Annotated in this window: 22 protein-coding genes; 7 read left to right on the top strand and 15 right to left on the bottom strand. The window is 58.2% G+C overall.

Going from position 1 to position 25,640, the window contains the following annotated elements:
- Window positions 1-153: 153 nt before the first annotated feature.
- Window positions 154-1,572 carry a TIGR00366 family protein gene (locus QMX84_RS11080; protein WP_262125614.1) on the top strand — a complete coding sequence of 473 codons (1,419 nt, stop codon included), beginning with the start codon at window positions 154-156 and terminating at the stop codon, window positions 1,570-1,572.
- A gap of 79 nt (window positions 1,573-1,651) precedes the next feature.
- Here the strand turns inward: QMX84_RS11080 and can are convergent, their stop codons facing one another.
- Window positions 1,652-2,296, bottom strand: a complete 645-nt coding sequence (gene can, locus QMX84_RS11075) for a carbonate dehydratase (protein ID WP_262125613.1) — start codon at window positions 2,294-2,296, stop codon at window positions 1,652-1,654.
- Window positions 2,297-2,451: 155 nt separating this feature from the next.
- Between can and QMX84_RS11070 the strand changes: the two genes are divergently transcribed.
- A complete protein-coding gene (locus tag QMX84_RS11070) occupies window positions 2,452-2,874 on the top strand; it encodes a serine kinase/phosphatase (RefSeq protein WP_262125612.1) in 423 nt (140 codons plus the stop codon).
- Between the two features lie 83 nt (window positions 2,875-2,957).
- Here the strand turns inward: QMX84_RS11070 and rimI are convergent, their stop codons facing one another.
- Window positions 2,958-3,410 carry a ribosomal protein S18-alanine N-acetyltransferase gene (rimI, locus tag QMX84_RS11065; RefSeq protein ID WP_153333395.1) on the bottom strand — a complete coding sequence of 151 codons (453 nt, stop codon included), beginning with the start codon at window positions 3,408-3,410 and terminating at the stop codon, window positions 2,958-2,960.
- Window positions 3,403-4,179, bottom strand: coding sequence for an energy transducer TonB (locus tag QMX84_RS11060; protein WP_123749573.1), 777 nt, complete (start codon window positions 4,177-4,179; stop codon window positions 3,403-3,405). The genes rimI and QMX84_RS11060 overlap by 8 nt, the downstream gene beginning before the upstream one ends.
- Window positions 4,180-4,322: 143 nt before the next feature.
- Between QMX84_RS11060 and mksB the strand changes: the two genes are divergently transcribed.
- The 5 genes from mksB (at window position 4,323) to QMX84_RS11035 (ending at window position 13,893) form a co-directional block, all read left to right on the top strand.
- Entirely contained in the window at window positions 4,323-5,600 is a 1,278-nt protein-coding gene (gene mksB / locus QMX84_RS11055; RefSeq protein WP_048368440.1) for an Mks condensin complex protein MksB, read from the top strand.
- The gene (mksE, locus tag QMX84_RS11050) at window positions 5,590-6,258 is read left to right on the top strand and encodes an Mks condensin complex protein MksE (RefSeq protein ID WP_262125610.1); all 669 of its coding nucleotides are present in this window, start codon (window positions 5,590-5,592) and stop codon (window positions 6,256-6,258) included. Before mksB ends, mksE begins: the two co-directional genes overlap by 11 nt.
- A complete protein-coding gene (gene mksF / locus QMX84_RS11045; RefSeq protein ID WP_282363816.1) occupies window positions 6,255-9,095 on the top strand; it encodes an Mks condensin complex protein MksF in 2,841 nt (946 codons plus the stop codon). The genes mksE and mksF overlap by 4 nt, the downstream gene beginning before the upstream one ends.
- Before the next feature lie 572 nt (window positions 9,096-9,667).
- Window positions 9,668-10,285 carry a response regulator transcription factor gene (locus tag QMX84_RS11040; protein ID WP_282363815.1) on the top strand — a complete coding sequence of 206 codons (618 nt, stop codon included), beginning with the start codon at window positions 9,668-9,670 and terminating at the stop codon, window positions 10,283-10,285.
- Between the two features lie 68 nt (window positions 10,286-10,353).
- A complete protein-coding gene (locus QMX84_RS11035; RefSeq protein WP_282363813.1) occupies window positions 10,354-13,893 on the top strand; it encodes a transporter substrate-binding domain-containing protein in 3,540 nt (1,179 codons plus the stop codon).
- A 60-nt stretch (window positions 13,894-13,953) separates the two neighbouring features.
- On the opposite strand, the gene QMX84_RS11030 is transcribed toward QMX84_RS11035, so the two are convergent.
- The 12 genes from QMX84_RS11030 to QMX84_RS10975 form a co-directional block, all read right to left on the bottom strand.
- Window positions 13,954-14,847 (bottom strand): hypothetical protein, encoded by an 894-nt coding sequence (locus QMX84_RS11030; RefSeq protein ID WP_282363812.1) that lies wholly within the window; start codon window positions 14,845-14,847, stop codon window positions 13,954-13,956.
- A 43-nt stretch (window positions 14,848-14,890) separates the two neighbouring features.
- Window positions 14,891-15,424: a fimbrial protein gene (locus QMX84_RS11025; RefSeq protein WP_282363811.1), complete on the bottom strand. Its 534-nt coding sequence runs from the start codon at window positions 15,422-15,424 to the stop codon at window positions 14,891-14,893.
- Window positions 15,425-15,435: 11 nt separating this feature from the next.
- Entirely contained in the window at window positions 15,436-15,915 is a 480-nt protein-coding gene (locus QMX84_RS11020; RefSeq protein ID WP_282363810.1) for a fimbrial protein, read from the bottom strand.
- A 14-nt stretch (window positions 15,916-15,929) separates the two neighbouring features.
- Entirely contained in the window at window positions 15,930-16,439 is a 510-nt protein-coding gene (locus QMX84_RS11015) for a fimbrial protein (protein WP_282363809.1), read from the bottom strand.
- A complete protein-coding gene (locus tag QMX84_RS11010; protein WP_282363808.1) occupies window positions 16,432-17,013 on the bottom strand; it encodes a fimbrial protein in 582 nt (193 codons plus the stop codon). Before QMX84_RS11010 ends, QMX84_RS11015 begins: the two co-directional genes overlap by 8 nt.
- Window positions 17,014-17,017: 4 nt before the next feature.
- Entirely contained in the window at window positions 17,018-17,779 is a 762-nt protein-coding gene (locus tag QMX84_RS11005; RefSeq protein WP_282363807.1) for a fimbria/pilus periplasmic chaperone, read from the bottom strand.
- Window positions 17,776-20,328, bottom strand: a complete 2,553-nt coding sequence (locus tag QMX84_RS11000) for an outer membrane usher protein (RefSeq protein WP_282363806.1) — start codon at window positions 20,326-20,328, stop codon at window positions 17,776-17,778. Before QMX84_RS11000 ends, QMX84_RS11005 begins: the two co-directional genes overlap by 4 nt.
- A gap of 1 nt (window position 20,329) precedes the next feature.
- Window positions 20,330-20,845 (bottom strand): fimbrial protein, encoded by a 516-nt coding sequence (locus QMX84_RS10995; protein WP_262125656.1) that lies wholly within the window; start codon window positions 20,843-20,845, stop codon window positions 20,330-20,332.
- 103 nt (window positions 20,846-20,948) lie between these two features.
- On the bottom strand, window positions 20,949-21,479 hold the full coding sequence (locus tag QMX84_RS10990; RefSeq protein WP_262125594.1) for a fimbrial protein: 531 nt from the start codon (window positions 21,477-21,479) through the stop codon (window positions 20,949-20,951).
- Between the two features lie 365 nt (window positions 21,480-21,844).
- Window positions 21,845-24,148, bottom strand: a complete 2,304-nt coding sequence (locus QMX84_RS10985; protein ID WP_282363805.1) for an MlaD family protein — start codon at window positions 24,146-24,148, stop codon at window positions 21,845-21,847.
- Window positions 24,141-24,764: a paraquat-inducible protein A gene (locus QMX84_RS10980; RefSeq protein WP_048391768.1), complete on the bottom strand. Its 624-nt coding sequence runs from the start codon at window positions 24,762-24,764 to the stop codon at window positions 24,141-24,143. The genes QMX84_RS10985 and QMX84_RS10980 overlap by 8 nt, the downstream gene beginning before the upstream one ends.
- Entirely contained in the window at window positions 24,751-25,410 is a 660-nt protein-coding gene (locus tag QMX84_RS10975; RefSeq protein ID WP_262125590.1) for a paraquat-inducible protein A, read from the bottom strand. The genes QMX84_RS10980 and QMX84_RS10975 overlap by 14 nt, the downstream gene beginning before the upstream one ends.
- Window positions 25,411-25,640 lie beyond the last annotated feature (230 nt).

Raw genomic sequence — 25,640 nt, 5'->3', positions numbered from 1 at the left:
CTGTAGACGCTGGGGCAGAGTTCAAAGGTCAGCCTATCGGAAAGCCGCCGAAATTCATTTACTGTACCCACCAGCCCAGCTGTAAACCGCGAGCCTGAGGGCTCGCAGTGAGATTGGGCATCCAATAATCATAAGAAAGACGAGGTATCCCCCATGGCCGCTGAGATGACCGACAGTCGCTCTGCCCGCTTTGCCCTGCGCTGCTCCAACTTTGCCGAACGCTGGTTCCCCGATTCCTGGGTGTTTGCCGCCGTTGCGGTGATCGTCGTGGCGCTCGCCACCCTGATAATGGGCGCCAAACCCACCGATGCCGCGATGGCGTTTGGTGACGGGTTCTGGAGCCTGATCCCCTTCACCATGCAAATGGCCTTCGTGGTCATTGGTGGTTACGTGGTCGCCAGTTCGCCCCCTGCGGTGAAGTTGATCGACAAACTCGCCAAGGTGCCGAAAAACGGTCGCCAAGCGGTGTGCTGGGTGGCATTGATTTCAATGGTTGCCTCGTTGCTCAACTGGGGCTTGTCGCTGGTGTTTGGCGGGCTGCTGGTGCGCGCCCTGGCCCGGCGCACCAACTTGCGTATGGACTATCGCGCAGCCGGTGCTGCTGCTTACTTGGGGCTGGGCGCGGTGTGGGCGCTGGGCTTGTCGTCGTCGGCGGCGCAGTTGCAGGCCAATCCGGCCAGCTTGCCGCCGTCAATTCTGGCGATCACCGGGGTGATCCCGTTCACGGAGACCATCTTTTTGTGGCAGTCCGGCGTGTTGCTGGCAGCACTGGTGGTGGTGTCGTTGATCGTGGCCTACGCCACGGCGCCCGGCCCGGACTCGGCCCGCGATGCCGCGGCGTGTGGGGTTGACCCAAGTTTCAACACGCCAAAACTGCCGCCGCGTACGCGGCCTGGCGAATGGCTGGAATACAGCCCGCTGCTGACGATCTTGCTGGTGCTGTTGGCCGCTGGCTGGTTGTATCACGAGTTTTCGACCAAACCTGCGATCAACGCCATTTCGGGCCTGAACACCTACAACTTTTTATTCCTGATGCTCGGCGCCCTGCTGCACTGGCGCCCGCGCAGCTTTCTGAATGCCGTAGCCAGCGCCGTGCCGACCACCACCGGGGTGATGATCCAGTTCCCGCTGTACGGCTCGATTGCAGCGCTGATGACCGTGGTCAAAGGCGTGGACGGGCAAACCCTGGCGCATCACATCTCGACCTTCTTCGTACAAATTGCCTCCCATGACACCTATGCAGTGCTGATGGGCGTGTACTCGGCGATCTTGGGCTTCTTTATTCCATCGGGCGGCGGCAAATGGATTATTGAGGCGCCCTACGTGATGCAAGTCGCCAATGACCTGCAATACCACCTGGGCTGGGCTGTGCAGATCTACAACGCGGCCGAAGCCTTGCCGAACCTGATCAACCCGTTCTACATGCTGCCGCTGCTGGGCGTGCTGGGGTTGAAGGCGCGAGACTTGATCGGTTTTTCGTTTGTGCAGTTGCTGGTGCACACGCCGCTGGTGCTGTTTCTGCTGTGGGCGCTGGGCACGACGTTGGTGTATGTCGCGCCCGTGATGCCTTAGCGGTAGACGCGAGCTTGTCTTGCGGTCTTTTGAAGGTCAAAAGATCGCGAGGCAAGCTCGCTCCTACAGGGGAGCGGTGTTATGTCGGGGTTAGCGGGCGCAGGCGGTATTGCGGTGGCAGTTGGTCCAGACCGCTGATGGTGGTGTCGAGGCTTTTCCAGCGGCCGTCTTTAATGCCGTAGATGCAACCATGGACCGAGAGCTTTTGCCCGCGATGCCAGGCGTTTTGCACAATGTTGGTGTGCCCGACGTTAGCCACTTGCTGGATGACGTTCAGCTCGCACAGACGGTCAACGCGCTCTTCTTCAGTGGACAGTTTTGCCAGCACTTCGCGGTTTTCGTAGTACAGGTCGCGAATCGAGCGCAACCAGCCGTCAATCAGGCCATATTGCTGGTTCTGCATCGATGCACGCACCCCGCCACAGCCGTAGTGGCCGGTGACCAGAATGTGTTTGACCTTCAATACATCCACCGCGTACTGGATCACGGACAGGCAATTGAGGTCGGTGTGCAGCACGACGTTGGCCACGTTACGGTGCACAAACAGGTCACCGGGCAGCATGCCGACGATCTCGTTGGCCGGTACGCGGGCATCCGAACAACCAATCCACAGGTATTCCGGCGTTTGCTGGCGGGCCAACTTGGCGAAGAAATCAGGATCTTCCTGCTTGATCGCATCGGCCCAGCGCTCGTTGTTATCAATCAGATCTTGTAGTTCGTTCATGCGGTAAACCCTCGAGAGTTGATGCGCAAACTATGACTGCGGACCGCTGGTCGGGGTCACGTTAATCTGCGCTTTTATCCGCCGGTCCGTTGGGTGGAATCTTAAACCGTGGCTACAGTCCATCGTATTAAGCAGCCACAGTATGAGGAATGACCATGTCTGATTCACGTCGCCCGTATGGAGCAGAAGAACCCGCAGAGATTGATGACCTCGAAGACCGTTCGGGCTCGGTTGAGCCGTTGAACTTTGAGGATGATGAGGATCACGAGAGTATCAGTGATCTGTTTACCGACGAAGAGCGCGCCCTGCACGTGGCCGGGCAACCTGCGCGCAAGGCCCGGCTGAGCGGCGGCGCATTGCCCGATGAAGACCTGGACGCCGGGTTTGACGACGATGACCTGGAGCAGGAGATGCTTATCCGCGAAGACGGCGCCCGCGATGCCAAAGAAGCCGCTGAAGGCAACGATGACGCGGCGGATTGGGAGCTAAGCGTGGTCGACGAAGACGACATCGGCGCTGGCAGAGGGCTGGATGAAGCGGAGCTGGCGGATATTGATCCGGTGGGGCGTAAACGCTAAGTCCTCAGTAGGAGCTGCCGCAGGCTGCGATCTTTTGATCTTTAACATCAAAGGATCGCAGCCTGCGGCAGCTCCGGGTTAACTCAGTCCACCAACGTACAAGCCATGACCACCGCGTCTTCACGCCCGCCCACGGCCGGGTAGTAGTCGCGGCGGCGGCCGATTTCGTTGAAGCCGTAGCGCTCGTACAGCTTGAAGGCGGCCGTGTTGCTGTCACGCAGTTCGAGGAAGCATTCGCGGGCTTCATGCTGGTAGGCAATAGACATCAGGTGCTCAAGCAATTTGAGCCCCAGGCCACGGCCCTGGTTTTCTGGCTTGACGGTGATGTTGAGCAGGTGTGCTTCATCCAGAATGATTTGCACCACGCCGTGCCCCACTTGTTGCTCGCCTTCGAACATCAACCAGATGTGGTATTTGCCCAAACCGTCGAGAAAGATCCCACGGGTCCACGGGTGGGTGAACGCCGCGTATTCAACTTTTAAAACCGCATCAAGGTCCGCTTCGATCATCGGGCGGAAGGTTACTGCGTCACTCATCGTTTTGTTTCCAGCGCGACATCAGCCTGCGCATGGCTTGCCACACATCCGCTTTGCGGTGCGGCTCTTCCATTAAGAGTTCCAGGCCCGGCAGCGCCCATGCGCTACCCAGCCCTTCGATTTCAAGTTCGGTGTTGAAGGCTTCAGCGTTCGCTTCGCTGGCAAAACGCACAGCCGGCAGGCCGATCAGCCATAAGCAAGCGCATTCGGCTTCTTCAAGGCGGGCCATGACAAAACCCTGCACAAACTGACGCGCCGCCTCTGGGCCCTGGTCGACATTGCCGCGCCTGAGCAGCGGCCAACGGACTGGCTCGCCAACGATTTGCGGGCTGTCAGGCAAACCGGCAGCTCGCAACATATCTTTTAACAATAAATAAGCCGGGTCGCGGCTCTGGAATGCGCCGCCTGTGGGTAACTCCACCAGCACCAGGCAACGCCCCGCCCGGAGCAACTGCAAGGCAAAACGCGGCGGCGCCACCGCGGCGGCTTTTACCGGCGCCGGGGCCGCTTCGGCTTCCACCACCGGTTTGCTGGCAGGTCGCGGGGTGACCGATGGCCGTGGCACTTCGATTTTAGGCCGTTCAGCGGGCTTGCTCGGCGCAGCCGCAGGCTTGACCACAGGCCGGATGACTTCAGGTGCGGCAGGCGGTTCGGGGAGCACCAGCAGTTCGGGCCGCGAAGGGGCGGCAAACGGCAGCTCTGTGCGCGGTACCCAACTGACCACTTGCATGGCAGTCAAATAAGCGCGGCGGCGGGACTCGTTCAACAAGGGTCGGCCATCTGTGGATAACTAAAGAGCAGCGATTCTACCGCCCTTCTGCCCTTCTCGCCCGCCTCTGATCGCCAAGTAATGACTCAAACCCGTGTTGCAGTACAATCGCGACCTTTCATTGGCAATCGACCGGCCCTCCCATGATCGAACCCAAGCGCGTTTTACGTGCCCTCGCCGAACACTGGGCACTCCTTGAGCCTTTGTGTGAACACTTCGACCAAGGCACTTTGAGCCTGAGCGAGTTGCGCCTGCAATTGGCCGCCCAGCAACTGGACAGCACACCGCAAGACATCACCAACGTGCTCGACAGCTGGATCCGCCTGGACATTCTGGTGCCGGTGGCCAAGAGCCCGAATCGCTTTGAGCTGAACGCCCAAATCCACGACTTCCTCGCCTATCTGCGCCGCGAACACCGCCTCGGGCTGTGCCTGGAAATCGAAGCCTACCTGCGCCATCTGGAGCGCCTGGCCGGTTACATCCAAGACGCGTTCGACATTCGTGATGGCAACGATCTGGCGCGCCAGCTGCGTTTACTCGACATGCGTGTGCGCGATGTCTTGAAGAAGCTCGCCAATGACGAACAGGCACTGGTGGCAGTGGCCGAACGGGCCAAGACCAGCGACCGGCAGATCCCGCTGCGCCAGCGGTACGCCGAGGTGCTGGCGACATGGGACGAATACGTCGAACCGATGATCCAGCTGGTGAACGCTGACGGCGCCTTCGAACAAGGCGTACGTAAGGTCGAGAATGTACTGCTGCGCATGCTCAGCGAGCAGCAACGTCTTGGCCACCTGGTGGACGACGACATGCTGCTGCGCACCCACGCGCGGATCCTTGAGATGCAAACCAGCGCCCAGCTCACCTTGCGCCATGCCCGCGAGCTGCTGTTGCCGCTGCGAGAAGAGGCACGACGCCACAACGCAGTTACTCGTGGCGCCGCGCTGGCGCTGGCGGCCATACGCCGTAAAGGGCTGGACGCGGTGCCACAAGCGGCAATGCCAATGTTCACCCGCCCGCAAAGCACCTTTTTGGGCAGCGCCAGCCAGGTTGAAGCCTATGTGTACGCGCTGGCCCGCTTTGAGCCCAAGCCGGCACGCTTCCCGAAAGCCCACAAAGCCCATCGCGGTGAAACGCCCAAAGCCCCGCGCACGGTCAAGGAAATGCTCGACCGCTGCAGCGACGCGCTGCCGATGCCGGATTTGATGAGCTGGCTGCTGGCCCAAGAGCCCAACGGCGACACCGACGAATTGCTGTACTGGTTCTCGCGCCTGTCGCGCGAAAAACGATTCGTGCGCGAACGCCTTGAGCGCCGCGATTACCACACCCACGAACATCTGGTCAGCCTGCGCTCCTTCGCCCTGCTTTCACGCAGCGATGACGCGAGCGAGACTTCTGCGAGCCCTCTCCATGCATCTTGATCTGTCTGAACTGTCCCATCTGGCGCCGATCTTTCGTGAGCTGTTCAAGGGTTATCACGTGAGCCGTCGCGACCCTGAACTATACGCGCAACTGTCGAATTTTCAGGACTCGTACCGCGCGCTGTTCAAGGCTCTTGGCTTTGAACTGGTGTGTGACACCCGTGGTTTTTATTATTTCGTGCCCGACACCGCCATTGCCTCGGCGCAGGTCAACAAGACCGCGCAACGCCTGGCGCTGTTCACGTTTATCCTCGTCGAGCATTTGGCCGATCAGGGCCGTGACCCGATTGCCGTGCTCGACGGCGGCAGCCTGGGCCGTGATGAACTGCCCGGGCTGCTGGAAAAATACCGCGACCTGTTTGTGCAGGCCGAAGTCACCACCCAGGACGAGCTGGAAGAGAAGATCATGCGCCGCATGACCCAGCTCGGCTTTGCCAGCGAAGACAACGGCGTTTACCGTTTTCTGCCGCCGATGCATCGCTTTCTTGACGTGTGTTTGTCGGTGCAGCAAGACCGCGATCTGGCCGCCAGCCTGCACAGCATCTTGCCGCTGCCGACCCCGGTGCTGGTTGATGATGAAACCGAGGTTGAGGAAGAAGACGAAGACGCGGCTCTGGCCCGCGCCATTGCCGATGAGCAACAGGAGTTGGACGCATGAGCCAGGAACGCTACGGAATACGCCGCTTCGCCCTGCTGAATACCGCCGGTTACAGCCTGGGATTGTTCCCGCTGGAGCATCCGCTGTCGGTGTACGGGGCCAACAACCTCGGTAAATCGGCCTCGATCAACGCCTTGCAGTTCCCGATTCTGGCACGCATGTCAGACATGAGCTTCGGCAAGTACAGCCTCGAACAATCGCGGCGCTTTTACTTCGCTTCCGACACCAGCTACATCCTCGTCGAAGTGTCGCTGCCCCACGGCCCCCATGTGATTGGCGTGGTCGGACGCGGCCCCGGTGGCGGTTTCGGTCACCAGTTTTTCGCCTATGCCGGCAAGCTCGACCTGGCCCATTACCAGAAAGAAGACACCTGCCTGCGGCAAAAAGAGTTGTTCAGCAACCTTGAGCGCAATGGCCTCAAAGCCTACGAACTCAAACCTGATGAACTGCGCCGTTTGTTGGTCGGCGGGCATACGTCGATCCCGCTGGACCTGACGCTGATCCCGCTGCGCTCCACCAGTGAGCAAAGCCTGAAAACGTTCCGCGCGCTGTTTATCAACCTGCTGCACATGCGCGAAATTACCGCGGCCAAACTCAAGCAATTGTTTCTCGATGCGTTTGAGCACAGCCTGCGCTCCGGTAGCGTGGACTACATCGCTGCGTGCGAAGAAGCCTTCCGCGATGTGCGCCGCATGGAGCAGGATTACAACGCGCTGGTCGGTGCCGGGCCATTGGTCGAATCGTTGGCCGCCGGTGTCCGCCAGCGCGACCTGCTGCGCGGCAAGCTGCATCGCCTGTCGCCGCTGCTCGACTCGCTGCTCGGCACGTGGCAGGACTACGCCGGGGCGCGCAAGGAAGAGTTGCTGATCCAGTCCGAGCACTACCGCAACGAACAAGATGCCCTGCAAAACGATCAGCGCAGCAGCACCCAGGAGCTGATGCGTCTGGAGCGCGAGATCACCGGCATTCAGCGCTGGCTGGGCGAGTTGTCGGTACTCAAGCACCGCTTTGCGCTGGTGGACGATGTGAAGGTGCTGGAGCAGCAACTGCTGGCCGCCAAAGACGCCCACGACGAGTTGGCCGGTGCCTTGGCGCAGTCGCGCCAGTTCAGTGCCGAAGACCTGGACGAACGTCTGCGCGATCTGGAAAAACGCCTCAAATCGGTCAAGCAGCAGCTCGACCACGCCGACAACAACAGCTACGCCCGCCTGCGCGAAGAATTCTCGCAACAGGATGTTGAGCGCCTGATGCGCCTGTTCAACAGTGCCCTGTTCAGCCTGCCGCTGGGCGAGCAAGGGATTGCGCTGGATGACGGCGACGCCTGGGTCAAATCCCTGGAGGCGATCCTCGATGGCTTTAAAGGTGAACGCTTTGAAGCGCCGGGTTTGTCCATCGACCTCAGCCATATCGAGCCACCCGCCCTGCAAGCGCTGGCGGATCGCGCCGCCTTGCGCGACCAGAAAGAGCGTCTGGAAAAGGAACTCAAGCAACTGAAAACCCAGCAGGCGGTTACCTCGGACCGGGCGGCGAGCAAGTCCGAAGCCGAGTCGTTGTACCAGCAGGTGCTGGACGCGCAGAAGGCGCTGGAAGACTTCCGCCGTGCGCAAACCCTGGGCGCCGAAGAAGGCGAAAAACTCGAGCAGTTAGCCCAGGCCGAAGCCGCGCAAGATGAATTGAAGCGCTCCAGCGATGCCTTCACCGAGCGCGTGCAGCACCTGTCGGCCAAGCTGCAATTGGTCGGTCGGCAAATCGGTGACATGGAAGCCAAGCAGCGCACCCTCGATGACAGCCTGCGTCGGCGCCAGCTATTGCCGGCCGACTTGCCGTTCGGTACGCCGTTCATGGACCCGGTCGACGACTCCATGGACAACCTGTTGCCGTTGCTCAACGACTACCAGGACACGTGGCAAGGTCTGCTGCGCTGCGACGGCCAGATCGAAGCGCTATACGCGCAGGTACGCTTGAAAGGCGTGGCCAAGTTCGACAGCGAAGACGACATGGAGCGCCGCCTGCAACTGTTGATCAACGCCTATGCGCACCGCAGCGAAGAAGCCCTGACCTTGGGCAAGGCGCGACGTGCTGCCGTGACGGACATCGCCCGGACCCTGCGCAACATTCGCAGTGACTACGACAGCCTTGAGCACCAACTGGCGCTGTTCAACCGTGAGATCAACAAGCGCCAGGTGTCGAACCTGCAAAGCTTCCGGATTGTGCTGGCACCTAATAAAGAAGCGCTCAGGCATATCGACCAGATTATCCACAGCGCCGGGCAGTACGAAGAAGGCGAAACCTTGTCGGTGTTTGACCTCAGCCAAAGCGCCGAGCAAGACAACAAGAACGAAGAAGCCAAGGAATACCTGGCGCGTCTGGTGGCGGCCAACCACAACCAGTTGGGCCTCAAGGATCTGTTTGAGCTGGCGTTCGAGATCACCAAGGTCAACGGCCAGCCGGTGATTCACACCGACATCGACGGCGCCGCGTCCAACGGTACGACCATGACCATCAAAGCGCTGACCAACATGTATTTGTTGCTGCACTTGATGGATCGCGACCTGGCCGGGCGTATCCGTTTGCCGTATTACCTCGATGAAGCGGCAGACATTGACGAAAGAAACCAGACCGCGCTGCTGGAAACCAGTTTGCAGTTGGGCTTTGTGCCGATTCTGGCGAGTGTGAAGCCGCAGGTCTGCGCCCATGTGGCCATCGACCTGGAAGGTGGCAGCGGGCCTAACGGGATCTATATCGACGAGGATGACTGGAAGTACATCCGCCGCCATGACGACGTGGCCAGCCCTGCGGCTGCCGAGCCGCAACTGGAGGACGTCACGGCAATCTGATGCAGGGGGTACAGGCTCGCGAGGCTCGCTTGACGTGCTTCGCGAGCCCTCTCGTTACTGCCCACTTCGCACACGCCTGCCGAAAAGAAATTTCAACTTTTCAGAAAATTCCTACCTTCATTTTGCATCGTGAGAAGCACACTCCCTTGTACCCCTGTCAGGCCCCAAACAGGAAGACACCGTAGAGGAGCACACGATGAACTCAGTCACACGTGGGCATGACCGTGCAAAGACGCCCGACGACCGGTCACTCATTGACGTGAATCTTTTAGCCACCCTGCCGATAACTTTTTTGCCACTGAAAAAGAGGCAATAAGCCATTAGTCACGGCATGGGCCATCCTTTCTAAAAAGTATTAAACCACTATTGCTTAGGATATATCGCACATCGCTTCTGACAGACAACCCGTTGGATAACTAACGGTTTGACGCCATTGAAAATAGAGTTGTTCATGGGTGTTCCTGACCCGCATTTAATTCAACTCGAACATTGAGCGCTTGACTCCCAAGTTGTGACGACTGCCCCCACCGCCGCGACGACAAAAGCGCCCTCTTAACGTTGTAGGAATTATCATGCGTAAGGCTTTGATAGTAGACGATCATCCTTTTATTCGAAGGATCGTCAGGCTGGTACTGGAAAACGCCAACTTCCAGATTGCGGCTGAAACCGATAACGGCGCCACGGCGCTGGATCTGGCACGCGAACACTTGCCCCATCTGATCGTGCTGGACCTGTCGATGCCTAAACTTGACGGGCTGGAGGTGCTCAAAAGGCTGCACATACTGGGGCTACCGATCAAAGTGTTAGTGCTGACGTCCAAAGGCTCAGCTTTTTTCGCAGACCGTTGTATCAGGGCCGGCGCTATTGGTTTTATTGAAAAGACCGAAGATGTAGACGCCTTGACCAAGGCGATTAACGTGGTGATGAGCGGCCGGGTTTATTTAAATGATTGTGATGTCGAGTTGTCTCCCAAACACACAGACCAACAATTAATCAAAACATTGTCTGATCGCGAATTACGCACCCTTCAATATTTAGTGTCTGGCTTCTCCAACAAAAAGATTTCACAAATTATGTTACTGAGTGAGAAAACAGTCAGTACTTATAAGACACGCGTCTTACACAAACTCAATATCAAGTCAGTGGTGTATCTGGCTGAATTTGCCAAGCGCAATAACTTAATCGAATGAAGCAGGCCGTCTGGTTATTGACGTTATGCCTGACAACGGTGAGTCATGCCTCACCAAGCCCCTTGTACTTGCTTGCGCGATCACAGGCGGACGTGCCTGCGCTCAAGCTCAGCGAGGGCGACACACAATGGCTGAGAACCAAACAATCGCTAATTCTGGGTACGTCGGCACCGGACAATGCCCCCTTCGATATATCCTCAGGCAGTGATTACTTTGAAGGCCTGACCGCCGATTATGCCGGGCTGCTCGCCCAGGCACTGAACCTTGAGATCAAGGTGCGGCGCTATGACTCCAGGGCGCAGGCTATCGAGGCGTTGAAAAATGACCAGATCGATCTGCTCGGCACCGCCAATGCCTTTGAAAGTGCCGATGATCAATTGGCACTCTCGTCCGCCTATGCTCTCGATACCCCTGTGCTGGTCTCCCGTACCGGCGACAGCAAGAGCAGCATCCCGCTGCCGCCCGGTCTGCGCCTGGCCATGTTTTATCACTACCAGCCCGTCGCCGCGGTAAAGGCCCAGTATCCGGACGTGCAGCTAGAACTGTATGCCTCCCCCCTTGCAGCCCTCGGCGCCGTGGCGTTTGGCCAGGCCGACCTGTATTTGGGGGACGCCATCAGCGCCCACTACCTGATTAGCAAAAACTATCCCAATAACGTGTACATCCGCGACTTGGCCCTCCTTGAAGAGCAGTCGTTTTCGTTTGCAGTGCATCACCCCAACCCGCGCCTGCTGCGCCTGATCAATTCGGCGCTGGCAGCCATTCCTCCCGCCCACAACAATGCCATCCAGCATCGCTGGGGCGTTGGCACAATGAGTATCGAGCGGCGTGGACCGTTGCAGCTCACCCCGTCCGAACAACGCTGGATCGAGGCCCATCCGCGCCTGAAAGTAGCGGTTTCCGAAGACTTTTTGCCGTTTACCTTTTTTAACGACCAAGGGGTGTTCAGTGGCCTTGCGGCCGACTTGCTGGCCAAGATCAGCCTGCGCACGGGGATTAAATTTGAATGGGTACGCAGCCAGTCCGTGCCGGACCTGATCGAGGATGTAAAGCTGGGGCGTGCCGATCTGATGCCGGCGTTCACCGCCAGCGCCAGCCGCGAACACGTACTGCGTTTTACCAAGCCGTATATTTCAACGCCCTTTGTGCTGGTGACACCCCTGCTCACGGGCAGCCCGCAAACGCTGGACAAACTGAACGGCCAACGCATCGCGCTGGTGATCGACAATAACGTCAGTACGTACCTGGCGCAGCACTATCCGGGCGTGCAATTGATCGCCGCGCGCAACTCGGCACTTGCCCTGGAAATGGCCAGCACAGGCGAGGTACAAGGAGCCGTGATCAATCTGGTCAGTGCGCGTTATCTGCTCCAGCAACACTACGCCAGGCAGTTAAAAATCAGCAGCACAGTGGGCATTGTCCCCGCCCAGTTTTCATTGGCCGTGAATACGCAAGCAACCACACTGCACTCGATTCTGGGCAAGGCGCTGGCCAGTATTTCGCCCGAAGAAATGGACACCCTTACCGCTCGCTGGCACAGCGCCGTGATGCTCGACAACCGCTTTTGGGCACGTCACCGCTCGGCGATCATGCGTATCTCGGCGGTGGTGGTCGGGGTGTTGCTGCTTGGCATCGTGTGGATCTCTTACCTGCGCCGGGTGCTGAGCAAACGCGACCAGGCCGAGCGTGCCCTGAGCGATCAACTGGCGTTCATGCGTACGCTGATTGATGGCACGCCCCACCCTATTTACGTGCGCGACCGTCAGGGGCGGTTGCTGATTTGCAATGAAGGTTACCTGGAGACGTTTGGCGCCGAACGCGAATCCATTGTCGGCAAAACCTTGCTGGAGCATTCGCTGACGTCGATGCGCCAACACAAGGCCTACCACAGCGACTATATGCGAGTGATGCAGGAAGGTCGCCCCTTGGTTCGCGATCACCAACTGGAACTGCCCAACACTCAGGTACTGACTATCTACCACTGGATCCTGCCCTATCGCGGCAGCGACGATGAGGTGGTCGGCATCATTGGTGGCTGGATTGATATCAGTGAGCGCCAGCAGTTGGTCGAGCAGTTGCAGGAAGCAAAACAGCAGGCCGAACAGGCCAATGTAGCCAAGAGTGATTTTCTGACCACCATGAGCCATGAGATCCGTACGCCCATGAACGCGGTGATCGGCATGCTCGAACTGGCGATGAAAAAGGCCGAGCAAGGGCTTGCCGACAACGACAGCCTGGAAGTTGCTTCACAAGCCGCCCAAGGCTTGCTGGAGTTGATTGGCGACATTCTGGATATCACCCAAATCGAATCAGGGCGCATGTCGCTCAATCAGCAGCGCACTCACCTGATGAAGCTGGTGGAGTCCACTGCCCGGGTGTTTGAAGCCCTGGCGGAGAAAAAAGGCTTGCTGATGAGTTTTGAGCTCGACCCCAGGATCAACACAGAGGTGCTGATTGACCCTCTGCGCTTTCGTCAGGTGCTGTCGAACTTGCTGAGCAATGCGATCAAGTTCACTGACAGCGGCCATGTTGGCCTGAGCGTACGCGCCAAGGGCTCGCGGGACAGCGAACGGCTGAACGTGTGCGTACTGATCGAAGACACCGGCATCGGCATATCGGAGCAAGACCAGCAGCGCCTGTTTAGCCCCTTCTCCCAGGCCCGCTCGAAAAACAAGCTGCCGGGCGGCTCCGGTCTGGGGCTGATGATCAGCCGACAGTTGTGCGAAATGATGGGCGGTACGCTGCAGTTGTGCAGCGCGCTGGGCAAAGGCACGCGCATTACTCTGGAGTTCGACATGGTGACCCTGCTTGCGGTCTCGCCTGTGGTGGTGCCAAACGAACCACCCGCCCCCCCGCAACGCGCCTTGAACGTGCTGGTGGTCGATGATTACCCGCCCAATCGAAGGCTGTTGACGCAACAACTCGGCTATTTGGGGCACATGGCACAGGAAGCCTGCGAAGGTGCGCAGGCCTTGAAGGCCTGGAGAACCCAGCGTTTTGACTTGATCATGACCGACTGCGCCATGCCGGTGATGGACGGTTATGAACTGGCCCGCACCATCCGCGCTGAAGAGGCCGCCAACGGCATGCCAGCGGTATTGATCGTCGGGTTTACCGCCAATGCCCAAACGGGCGAAGTAGAACGCTGCATGGCCGCCGGAATGAATGATTGCCTGTTCAAACCCATCAGCTTGCAACACCTTGAAGCACGCTTGGCGTCAGCCGATCTGGAGCCACTCAAGCTGCAAAACACGCCCGAACCTGCGCAGTCGGAACGTGAGATTGATCTCGACGCGCTGGAACGTTTGACCCAGGGTGATGCTAACGCCCTTAAACACTTGATCGAACCGCTGATCAGCAGCATGGAAGAGGACATGGCGGCACTGCTGCAGGCGTTCACCAAGCATGACTTGCCGGGCATGAGTGCGGTGGCGCACAAGGTCAAAAGCGGTGCCCGGATGATCAAGGCCCGGCACTTGTTGCAGTGCTGTGAGGACCTGGAAAAAGCCTGCCTGCTCGCCAACTGGTCGCAGGTGGCTGAGCGGGTCGATGATCAGTACGAAGCCATGGCCCAGATTCTGGAACTGATTGAGGTGTATCGGGTATGAGCCCCGCCGCTCTTGCGAAGCAGCAGGGTCTTGGTCATGCCCGTTCGCCAGACAAGGCGCTTAGAGGAGGTTCTGGATCAATACAATCGTTTTAGAGAAAGGCCCGGCCACTGCGCCTTGGTCGGTCAAGGTTGAGGCAATTTTCAAGTTGGAGGTACCGCCCGGCAGCCTGAGGACCTGACCTGCATTGAAGCCGTTGACCGTGATGATGCTCAAGATGCCATTGCCCAGGTTCACCGGGTTGCCGCTTGCGACGGTATAGGTGACCGAGGCGTCACGGGTGCATGTCACCTGACGGCTGACCTCCACTTTTTTTCCAGTAATTTCGCCGACCTTCAACGTGCCGTGATCAAGCGTCACCGTGCCACCGCTGACGTTGCATTGGTTGGGCGGAATCGGTGGCGGGCCGCAGGAGTCCGCGCCGGGGAGGAAATAGCTGTTGCTGGCTCTGTTGCCTGCATAGGTCGCCCAAGAAGTACACATACGCTGGGTCACACCGCCCCCCCCATAGGTGTAGGCGTTATAACGACTCACGGAGTTACCGTAACGCGCCCGCCAAGCACTGATGGCCTGATCCCAGGTCATATTGGTATTGACGGTAACCGACGTATCGTTGTGGCTTGCACAATAGAAACTGACAAAACTGGTGCAATTCATCGCGCTGACGAAGCGGTACCCGCCCGAGTTAATGACGATGGGGCTGGCCACCGGCCCAAATTGGCAGGGAACTGTTGCCCCTGGACATAACACTTTGCCGGGGTACTGGTTTGGAACGCCGTTGTCCGTGGCCGTGGCCGTGCCAGAAACCACCAGCAGATTGCCCGGAGAGGTGATGGGTGAAGGGCGTGGGTCGTTGTTGGCGTGGGTCGACAACAGATACGCGTTGGCCGCGGGCATAACTATCCACAGGGCGATTGCCAGTAACGCTCGACAAAAAGAATGGTTCAAGGTCATGAATGCCTCTGGTGCTGGGTGAAAATCAGGTTCTATATGAACGTCACGGGTACGCCAGCGTGAACGTCGAGTTCGCCACGAAGCGGCCTTTGCGGATTGACTCATTGGCAATGGCGGTAGGCTCGCCCCGCACATAGGCCTTGAGCGAAATAACGTTGTCACCCTCGTTCAAGGCCTGTTCGGGGCTGGGTGCGTTAAGGGGTAATAGCTGGTCGGTGGCCGTTTCAAGACCGATGGCAATGCCTCGGGCAACACTGCCAGTGCCCAACGCCAGCAAGCCCGGCAATTCGGCATTTTCAGCGCCGCTGAAGGTGACCGTCACCGAGTCGGCAATATGGGTGTCGCAGTCTTGCAGGTGAATATAAAAAGGCTCTCCGGGCGTTCGGGTGTTTTGGTAAAGACTGAACGTGGAGATATCACTGAACTTCACCGGGATCAGTTCGTCACCCGGGCGAATGGTGCAGGCCTGCGCAACCAACACGCCCTTGAAGCTCAAGTTGTCGGCTGCCTGCACCTGACTGGCCAGCAGGCACGCCGCAAGGGGGGTGAACGCGAGGGTTTCAATGACTGATCGCATGCTGCGGCGCCTCATTGGTAGTTCGCCAATAACGTGGCTGATGCGGTGAAGCCACCGGGGGCTAACGTCGAACCAGGGCGTTTGACCGGCACGGCCTCAAGCACAGGCGGTGAGCTGGGGGTAATCACCAGTGGTGTGTTGAGTTCCAGAGGGAGACCGTTTTGCAGCAATTTAATGCCGAGATCGACCACACTCGATTGCACGGCTGAGGGCTCGAAAGTGGTGGCCGTGCCCCGCACGGTGAGGATCATTTCCCAGGGCAAGGTGTCGGTTGAACAGGTGATGGTGTAATTCACCGGCTGGCGGTAATGCTCGCCATCCACTTTGCTGATACCCACTTCCTTGAAGTCCACTTCAATAGTGCTGCCGCCATTGATGGTGCACGGCGGCGGTTCGATCAGCGTTCCGTTGAACGCCACGTTAGCCGTGGCAGTGCTGCACAGGCCCAAGGAGAGCACAGTCAGCACCACGGACGATGGCCAGAATGTCATCAGGCGTTCCTTCTTCATTGCAGTACCACCACCAAGGTTGCCGCGGCGGTGAATCCGCCGCCGGTCAAGGTGCTGCCAGGGCGTTTAACGGGCACCGCTTGCACGCCGGGCAAGGTCGGGTAGGTGAATTTCACGGCCGTATTGAGCGGCCAGTCGGCACCGTCGACGAACAGCTTGACACCCAGATCAGCCTTGCTGGTGGCCAGCGATTTAGCATCAAACGCGGCCCCTGCCCCTTTGAGCTCCAGGGTCATGGCATTGGAGGACGGGTTGCTGCACGACACTTCATAGTCCACCCCGCGCTGATAATTGATGCCGTCAATGCGGGTGGTTTGCAGTGCATCGCCAAACGGGACGTTAAGCGTTGTCCCGCGGTTGATCTCACACGGTGGCGGTGCTTGCACCACACCGCTGATGGTCACGTTGACGTCTGCCTGTGCGCCTTGGCTGAGTGCCCACAACAGGCAGCCGCCGATCAGGACGATAGGTAAGCCGGAGCTGAACATCGCTGGTTCCTCAGTCATAGTTGAGCCTGAAATCGACGACAGCCCGAAAGGCGCCGTTAGTCAGGGGGGCAGGCGTGCGAGTGGCCTGAACGTACCAAGTCACGGTGTCGCGACCGTGCACCAAAAACAGGGGCTGGCCCCATGACCCCAGGCGCACATCACGGCCGTGGGTATCGGTCAGCCGCAGCCCCATCCCGGTAACGCCCTGCACTTTCACCAAACGCGGATCATCGGGGTCTGCCGGGGCCACAAAGGCCACCGACACAACTGGCTCATAAGGGCTCCAGACCAGACGGCCGGTGCGCTCGTTGGGCAGGCCACCGGCAATGCGCCGACAGTCCAGAAACCGCAACTGGAAGGCCACGGGCTCGGCCATGTCGCCGGGCTTGAGCAAGTCGGCCCGCGAGACATTGTTGAGTGCGACGGTCTGGTAGGCCGAGGACATTTCCAACAGGCACGGCGCATGGTTGAGTGAGCCGCTGATGTCCAGCAAGCCATCGGTATCGATGATGGGCTCGTCTTCGGCCCGGCACAGGTTGGCTGACAACGCCAGTATCAGACCGGTCAGCGCCAGCCCACGGGCCAGGGGCATGACGCTATTCATTGCGCGAAGAAGCCTTAACGTCGACGCTGCATTCATTGCCCGCGCAGGTGAAGGCCAGGGTCGGGCGACCGCCGTAGTCATTGATGTAGGTCAGGTACGGCGTGTTGCCCAGCGCTGCAGCGGTCGGTCCCAGTTTAAGGGCACCTCTGGGCGGGACCATCAGCGGCTCGAAGCCGTCTGCGGTTTTGCCGTCTTTGCTGTTGCGCGCATCCACCAGCGTCACGTAGTACGGGGTTGGATTATTGACCTGGTAATGATCGCCCTGACGGGTCAGGGTCAGTTTCTCCTGCCAGGGGTTAGCCTGTTGCTGCTGGGTCGGGATGATCGACGCCGGGCGGTAGAACAGTTTGATGCGCGTCTGCAACGCAATTTGCAGCGTATTGGTTTTGTCGCTGCGCGGCGGGATTTCACGCAGGTTGAAGTAGTAAACACTTTCGCGGTCCTGGGGCAATAACTTGGCTGCTGGCAGGGCCTGAACCTTGACCTGGCTGTTCTTGCCCGGCTCAAGGCGTTGCACGGGGGGCAATACGGTCAGCGGGGTGCTGATTTTTTTACCGGACTCGTCTTCGATCCAGCCCTGGGCCAGGTATGGCAGTTCGGCGTTGTTATTGGTGATGTTCATGCTGACGGCGTCTTTACTGCCGTCAAAAATCACCCGGGTACGGTCCAGGCCGATGGCGGCCTTGCTGGTGTTGATCAGGCACATCGCCAACAGGGCCAATGCAAAAGGGGCAAAACGGGGGTTGAGGCTCATGAGGCTTTTCTCTCCAAAACATCAGGTATTACTGCCGAGGCGGGTGTGCTGTCAGCCTTGATGGGCTGGCACAGCAGGTTCAGGGTCGAGGCCAGCCCGTCGGCCGGGAGCACCTCGGGCAAGCTCAGGCTGCAGCGCTCGGTGCTGCCCCAACTGACGGTCATCTGCGAACCGGGCTGGATGCCGCTCAGGTACACACTGCCTTCGTCGTTGACGATGCCGGTGTCCTGCTGTTTTTCATTTTTGACGCTGGCGCCGAACGGCGGGACGCTGCCATCAGGCAGGCGCAGAACCGCCATGGCTTTCTCACCAGAGATCACCGCCAGGGTGCGATAGCCGATGGCGCCTTCGGTCAGGGTCAGCTCGGTGACCGACTGGGTGGCCTCGATGTTGCTCGGCAGGCTTTCCAGGTCCACGCTGGCTGAGGTGCGGTAGAAGCTGCTGATGTCCGAGATCACCGCTTTGCCGAAGCCGTTGCTGCGGGTCGGTGCGCCATAACCGCGTATCGGCACATCCGCCACGCCGCTGGTATCGACCATCAGGCGAGTGCCGCCCATGCTGGAACTGCGGTGCAATGCGGCGCCGTCTTTAGTCAGCGTGCCGCCACCACGGGCAGATACGCTGAGGCTTGAACGGCTGTCTTTTTCGATGCCTGCGCTGAGATCAACATCGGCTCGATCACCGGCGTGGCTCAGGAAGCCGCTGACCGAGGTGTCGCTTGCCGCCAACTGATAGTTGTTGCGCTCATTGATGCGGTCGCTGTAGCGGGTCGAGTAATTGTTGGTGTTCTGGATTCTGTTGAAACTGCTGGATAACGAGCCCGAGCGGCCCAAGGGCACGCTGAAGGTGAGGAACATACCTTTGCTGGTTGGCTCTTGGCGCTGCTGGGTCTGGAACAGGTTAAGCGACATGCTGAGGTTTTTGACTGGACCCGCATCGAAGTAGCGCGACACGGAAAGGTTCCAGCGCTCGCTGTCGGGCCGGTCCCAGTAGGACTGATTGCTGTAATCCAGATAGACCGACACACCGGCATCGCGAAACTGTTTGTTGAAGGTGGCCGTGTACAGCGATTTGCTGCCCCCTACTTCACCGCCGTAGTGACGAACATCGAGGTATTCACTCATGCTCAGGTAGTCTTTTTGTGAAAAGCGATACCCCGCGAACGAGACCTGGCTGTCGTATTCTTCAAACCGTTTGGAGTAACTCAAGCGGTACGAGGCCCCCGAGTAGGTGCCGTCGCGCAACGTGGTGCTGGCTCGGGTGGTGTCCAGTGACACCGCACCGAAGGCCATCAGGTCGCGACCAACACCCACTGAAAACGCGCGGTAGTTGTTGTCGGTGATGGCCCCGCCAAACAGTGACCAGCCGTTGCTGACCCCCCAGGAAAACTCGCCGGTACTGAATACGTTGCCGTCATCGCCCTCTTGCAGGTTGGACGGCCTGCCCGCCGCCACTTTGAAACGCACGCTGCCGGGCCGTGTGAGGTAAGGAATGCTGGCGGACTCGACCTTAAAGGTCTGTACCGAGCCGTCTTGCTCCTCCACCCGTACATCCATCGAGCCGCTGACGGCATCGTTGAGGTCCTGGATGCGAAATGGCCCGGCGGCCACCAGCGCTTCGTAGAGCACACGCCCTTGTTGGCTGATGACAACTTTGGCGTTCGTGCGGGCGACACCCACAACTTCCGGGGCGTAGCCGCGCAAGTTGGGCGGCAACTGGTTGTCGTCTGAATTGAGCGACACACCGGTAAACCGGAAGCTGTCGAACAGGTCGGAGTACAAGTAGTTTTCACCCACCGACAAGCGCGCCTGCAGCGATGGCAAGGCGCGGTAGGCGTAGAAACGGTTCCATTCCATACGCTGTGTGCGGCTGGTGTCTTCGGCATCAACGCGCCCTTGCCAGTCTGCACGCACCCGCCATGCCCCTACGTTGGCGCCAAGGGTGCCATTACCGCTGAGGTTGTTTTTGGCACCATCGTTATTGGCTCGAATGGATTGGGCGGTGAGGTTGTAATCAAACAACAGGCCCGGCACGCCGTCATCCCACCGCGACGGTGGATCCCAGTTTTGCGCGGTGTATTGCAGATAGGCTTGCGGCAACGAGATACGCAGGGTCGAGGTGCTTAAATCGCCCGCGACTTCCATACCGGGCAAACTGCGAATGTTCAGGCACTCATTGTTTTTCCACCAGGTCAGTTCGGCGTCTTTGCCCTCTTTGAGCCCCAGTAGCGCAACCAGCTCGGGCGACAGGCAGGCTTCGCTGCCTTTGGGGTCATCCTCGGGAGGGATGAACGCGATGCGCTGCTCGCCCAGGCTTTGGGCATTGATTTGCACGTTCATCGGATAAACACCGGGCAGGATGAAACCACTGCGCGAGAATTGCGACAGGTCGATATTGGAACGGTCGTTAAGGTCCAGAATGTCTGTGTTGAACTGAATATCGCCAGCCGCGATTGCGCTGCCAGCCACGACCATCAGCCCGCCCATGACACACGGTGGCCATGCGGCTTTTATCGTTGACGTTTTAAGCATGGAAAACAGACCAACCATGTCAGTAATACTCCAGCCTGAAGCGCACCGCAGCGCGGTGACTGCCGACCGAAAGAGGCTGGTCATTGCCGACCAATTTGAGGGTGTAATGCAGCACTTGATCTCGGGCGCTCGAGAGCGGAATCATGGCCATGGGCACGCCCGGAAGGCTTTCGTGGCCTTGGGCATCGATGATATGGAAGGCCACACCCTGTGAAGAACCATTGGCCGCGAAGGAACGACCTTGGCGGTCTGGCACGCCGTCAAATGTCACACGTACGTGTTGCCAGTCGGGCAACTTCTCGCCGGGGCGGTCAGGGTTAGTACGGGTGAGTGAGCAATTAGTTAAACGCAAGGTAAACGAATGCGGATCGCCCTCACCGAGCCGAATAAGTCGGCCAACGGGCATGGGGTCCATTTCAATCACTTGATAAGCGCTGCTGGTGTCCATCGTGCAGGCCGAATCAAGAATCTCGCCGCCGAGTGTGACAACGCCATTTTGTTGGCCAGCCGCCACGACATTATTAAAGGGCACCATTAACAGTGCGAACGAAGAAGTAATAGTTAACTGCGTTATTACATTCACGAGCAGGTTCTCATTTTCAAGTTACCCTGCCACCTTGCGGTGGCAGGGCAATGACTTACTGGTAAGCCAATGAGAAGTTGGTAATGGCGGTGAACTCACCTGGTTTGACAGTATCTGCGGCGGTAGCGCCTTTCAGGAATGCACCAAATTGCAGAGTGTTATTGCCGTCCTGAATGGTTTGAGCTGGTGTTGGAACACCCAATTCAATGAGTGTGCCGCTCGCATTGCGCATCATGATACCAGCGCCAGATGCCGTGCCCACAATGCCCAGCGCCCCCGGAACGTCTGCCGAGGCACCACCGGTAAAGGTAGTGGAGACTGATTTAAGGGTTGCGGTATTGCAGCCCACTAGTTTGATGTCGAACGGCTGAGGCGCACTCGAACCGCCCACATCCAATTGCGACTTGGCAACTTGGCCAAGCCCTACAGTTTGGTCAACACTTTCAGGCGCGATAGAGCAGGCCGCTTCAATAATTGCACCTTCGAAAGTGACTGTTCCTTGACCGGCACCTGCTGCTTGAACCATCGAAGCAGAACCCGCCAACATGAACATCGAGACCAAAGCAGCTTTAGTTACACACTTCATTTTTTAACTTCCTTTAGATATTTAAGTTTCGGAGCCATCCTTTAAATTAAACTTGTTTTCAGGCACGGCATTGCACACCTTTAAATCAAGAAGTTCATCCGTGAGTTATTTAAACAATGAAGCCCCAAGGTTTTGCCGCGTTAATGTTGGCCACACCCCTATTATTTAACCCCTTAACAGTGGACGTGACCCGAACGACGAAACTGGGAAGAAGTTAACTTGCTCCAAGCAAATCCAACGTAGGAATTCTCTGAACTTTTTGAAATAGCCGGCGTGGCGCTGAGCGCGGTTGTGGCTGGAGGAGAATACGGAGACGAAAAAAAACCGCGATCAGTGATCGCGGTTTTTAATGGGCGTGTAGCGGGTTATTTGGCCAACGGGATTTTCGGAGCCCATTGCAGCCATTCCTCTTCGAACGTGTCGAAGAGCGGGAAGGTTTGTTGTGGGCGAGCCGGGTTGCCCATTTTGTCCCCATCCGGCGTGGCGAAGGCAATACCGCCTTGAACCAGGGTTTCAAGGGACTCGGTACGAATCGTCGCGCCTTTGAACAAACCAAAGTCGACACCGAAGCCGCTGGTGTTCCAAAAACGGCTGCCGCTGCGTACCAGTGGCGCATAACGCGGCTCGATCAGGATATGCACCAAGACTCGATCAGCGGTGTTGCCCAACTCGTACCCGGTGACCTTGCCGACGGTGACTTCACGGTAGGTGACGGGGACGCCCTCTTTGAGCGAGCCTCGACGTGCAGCACTCAATACCAGGCGCAGCCCTGCTTCAGGGACTACGGCGTCGGGCGCTTGCTCCAGAGCAACGAAGTCACTTTGTGGCCCGCGACCTTTGGGTGCCGGTTGCACTTCGAGATACTGGCCTGTCACCAAGGTTTGGAGGTTGGCGGTTTTCATCAGGCCCAGTTCGGGTTTGACCACCCAAAATTGGCTGCCTGCCCGCGCAATGCGCTCTGGCACTTCGGTGATGCGTGCTTGCAGCAGGACAGATTGCAGGTCGTCACTGAGGTCGACGCTTTCGATCTTACCGACGGTCAAACCTTTGAAGCGGATGGGTGACCCGCTGCTCAAGCCGTCGGCACTCGCCACTTTGATGGTAATCGGCACGCCTTGTTCCATCGCCGCGTCACGATCGCTGAAGAGGCGGAAACGCGGGATACGTTTTTGCAAAGGCGCCGTGACTTTCGGGGTTTCGAACGCGATGCCGCCTGCCATCAAGCTTTGCAGGGACTCACTTTTAACCTGGATGCCGCTGGTCAGGCCGCCGGTGAGGGTTACGCCGCTGGCGTTCCAGAAGCGGGTTGAAGCGTTGACCAGGCCTTCGTATTCCTTCTCGATGTGCACGCCAATGATCAATTGCTTTTTAGTGCGGGAGAACTGGTAGCTCTGAACCGAACCGACTTTGACCTGTTTGTAGAGCACCGGGCTGCCGACATCCAGTGAGCCCAGGTTGTCGGTGAAGAGCACCATGTGCAGGCCGGGTGAGCGCAGGTCCAGAGGTGGCGCTTTGGGGCGGGCCACAAACTCGCGCTCGGGCTTGCCGCCTTTGTCACCCGGACGAATAGCGATGTAGTTGCCTTTCACCAGCGCTTCGAGCCCGGTAATACCGGCCAGTGAGATGGACGGTTTGACCACCCAGAATTGGGTGCCTTCTACCAGATAGTCTTCGGCCAAGGGATCTAGGGCCAATTCGGCGCTGGCGCTGCTCAGATCTGGGTCGACTTTCAAGGCTTTGAGGCTACCGACCTGAATGCCTTTGTACATGACAGGTGTGCGCCCTGCTTGCAGGCCTTCGAAGTCGCTGAGTTTAACTTTGACCTTGATGCCCGCTTGGGCAGCATCGAAGTCTTCATATAAGCGGAACGGCAGGTTGGGATCGGTTGGCGGGCTGTCTTTGCGATTCTCGGGGGTGGCAAAAGCGATACCGCCTGCGACGATACTGGCCAGCGATTCGCTGCGCACTTTTACACCAGACAGGTTAGCGTCGATGCTGATGCCGCTGGCGTTCCAGAAGCGCGTGTGTTTGCGCACCAGATTCGCGTAGGTCGGCTCAATAAAGACTTTGATCTCGACGGTGTTGTGGTCTTCGGACAATACGTAGCTTTTAACCTGGCCAACCTGGATCTGTTTGTAGAACACCGGGCTGCCGCGATTCAGCGACCCCAGTCGTTCGGCCTTGAGTGTCAGGTGCAAGCCTGGCTTGGCGTCAGACAACGGCGGTTCTTGCGACAGTGCTTTGAACTTGCGTGTCGACTCGCCATCACCCGGACTGACGGCAATGTAGTTGCCGGAGACCAGGGTTTCGAGGCCGGTGATACCCGCCAGAGAAACGCTGGGTTTGACCAGCCAGAAGCGGGTGTTGGTTTTGAGGTATTGCTCTACGTCCTTGTTCATCTCGATGGTGGCGATGACCCCTTTGCTCGGGCCACTCTCATCCAGTGCCAAGGTTTTGACCTTGCCTACGGGCATGCCTTTGTAGACCACTTCGGTCTTGTTGGCGACAATGCCTTCACCACTTTCGAAGCGCACCTGAATATCAATGCCCGTCTCGCTGTAGGCTTTCCAGCCCAGCCAGCCACCGATGATCAGGGCAATAAGCGGGAGAATCCAGATGGCCGACCAATTGGACGCCGGACGGGTTTTAGCGGTAGGTAAATCACTCATGGTCGTCATCCGACTCCGTGTTATCCCAAATAAGTCGGGGATCAAAAGTTACAGCTGCAAGCATGGTGAGGATCACGACGCTGGCGAAGGCGACAGCGCCGAGATTAGCCTCAATGCTGGCGATACGTCCAAAGTTCACCACCGCCACCAGAATGGCGATGACGAAAATATCGAGCATCGACCAGCGGCCAATAAACTCGATAAATCGGTACATGATGATACGTTGCCGGGCAGACAAGGGTTGATGGCGCTGTACCGAGAACAACAGCAAGGCAATGCCAACCAGCTTGAAGGTGGGTACCAAAATACTTGCCACAAATACGACCGCGGCAATGGGTATCATCCCGTGCTGCACCAGTTCGATTACCCCGGACATGATCGTACTGGGGCTGCCTTGGCCCAGCGTATTGATGGTCATGATCGGCAACAAATTCGCCGGGATGTACAGAATGGCAGAGGTCAGTAACAGGGCCCAGGTACGCAGCAAGCTGTTCGGGCGACGAGCGTGCACCAAAGCGCCACAGCGGGTGCAAGTTTGCTCATCGACGTCTTTATCTTGCCGATTTAATTCGTGGCATTCGGTGCAAATCAGGATGCCGGCATCAATCGCACGCATGCGTATCCTCCCCTGAAAGCGCCTGCCAGATTTGGTGAGGTGACATGACGACCTCCAGCCAGACCTGAACCAGCAGCAGACTGACGAAGCAGGTAAGGCCTAGCCCCAGACTCAGCTCGGCCAGGTCGACCAACTTCACAATGGCCACCAGCACGCCCATCAGGTACACCTCAAGCATGCCCCAGTCTTTCAAGTGGTGATAAATCCTGTAGATGAGCAAGCCGTAAGAGCGGCCAATGTTCCAGCGGATGCTCAGTAGCACTGCCAGCTGGCACAGCAATTTGAGTAACGGAATCCCCATGCTGCACAAGAACACCACGACGGCGATGCCTTGCATGCCGGTGTCAAAGAGGCCGACAACGCCACTCCAAACGGTATCTTGAGAAGCCTGGCCCAACAGGTTGAGTTCCATGATGGGCAAAAAGTTCGCGGGGACATACAGCAGCAAGGCGGCAATGACGAGAGCGAGGCTACGCTCGACCATATTGTGACGATGGGCATAAAGCTCATAACCGCAACGCGGGCATTGGGCTTTTTCACCAAGCGCGAGATGCGGTTTACGCATCAGAAGATCGCACTCATGGCAGGCCACTAACTCGTCCAGCGGTAAATCTGACACCCTGCTGGCGTCAGCTGGATCTGGCATATAAGGCGTCTCTGTCTTAGAAAATGACTGCGCCTATTCTAATGTGCGGAGTCCTAAAGAAGTTTGCCTATTTGTAGGACTTTAGATGCAAGGGGGCGAAATGAGCTGCAAGCTGCAAGCTGCAAGCTGCAAGCTGCAAGCTGCAAGCTGCAAGCTGCAAGCTGCAAGCTGCAAGCTGCAAGCTGCAAGCTGCAAGAGCGTGGGGGGCTTGGGCGGGGGTGTCCAGTTTT

Origin of the sequence: Pseudomonas sp. PS01297, assembly GCF_029959305.1 — a bacterium.
GTDB classification, from domain to species: Bacteria; Pseudomonadota; Gammaproteobacteria; order Pseudomonadales; family Pseudomonadaceae; genus Aquipseudomonas; species Aquipseudomonas helleri.
This window is presented reverse-complemented; position numbering and strand designations above follow the sequence as displayed.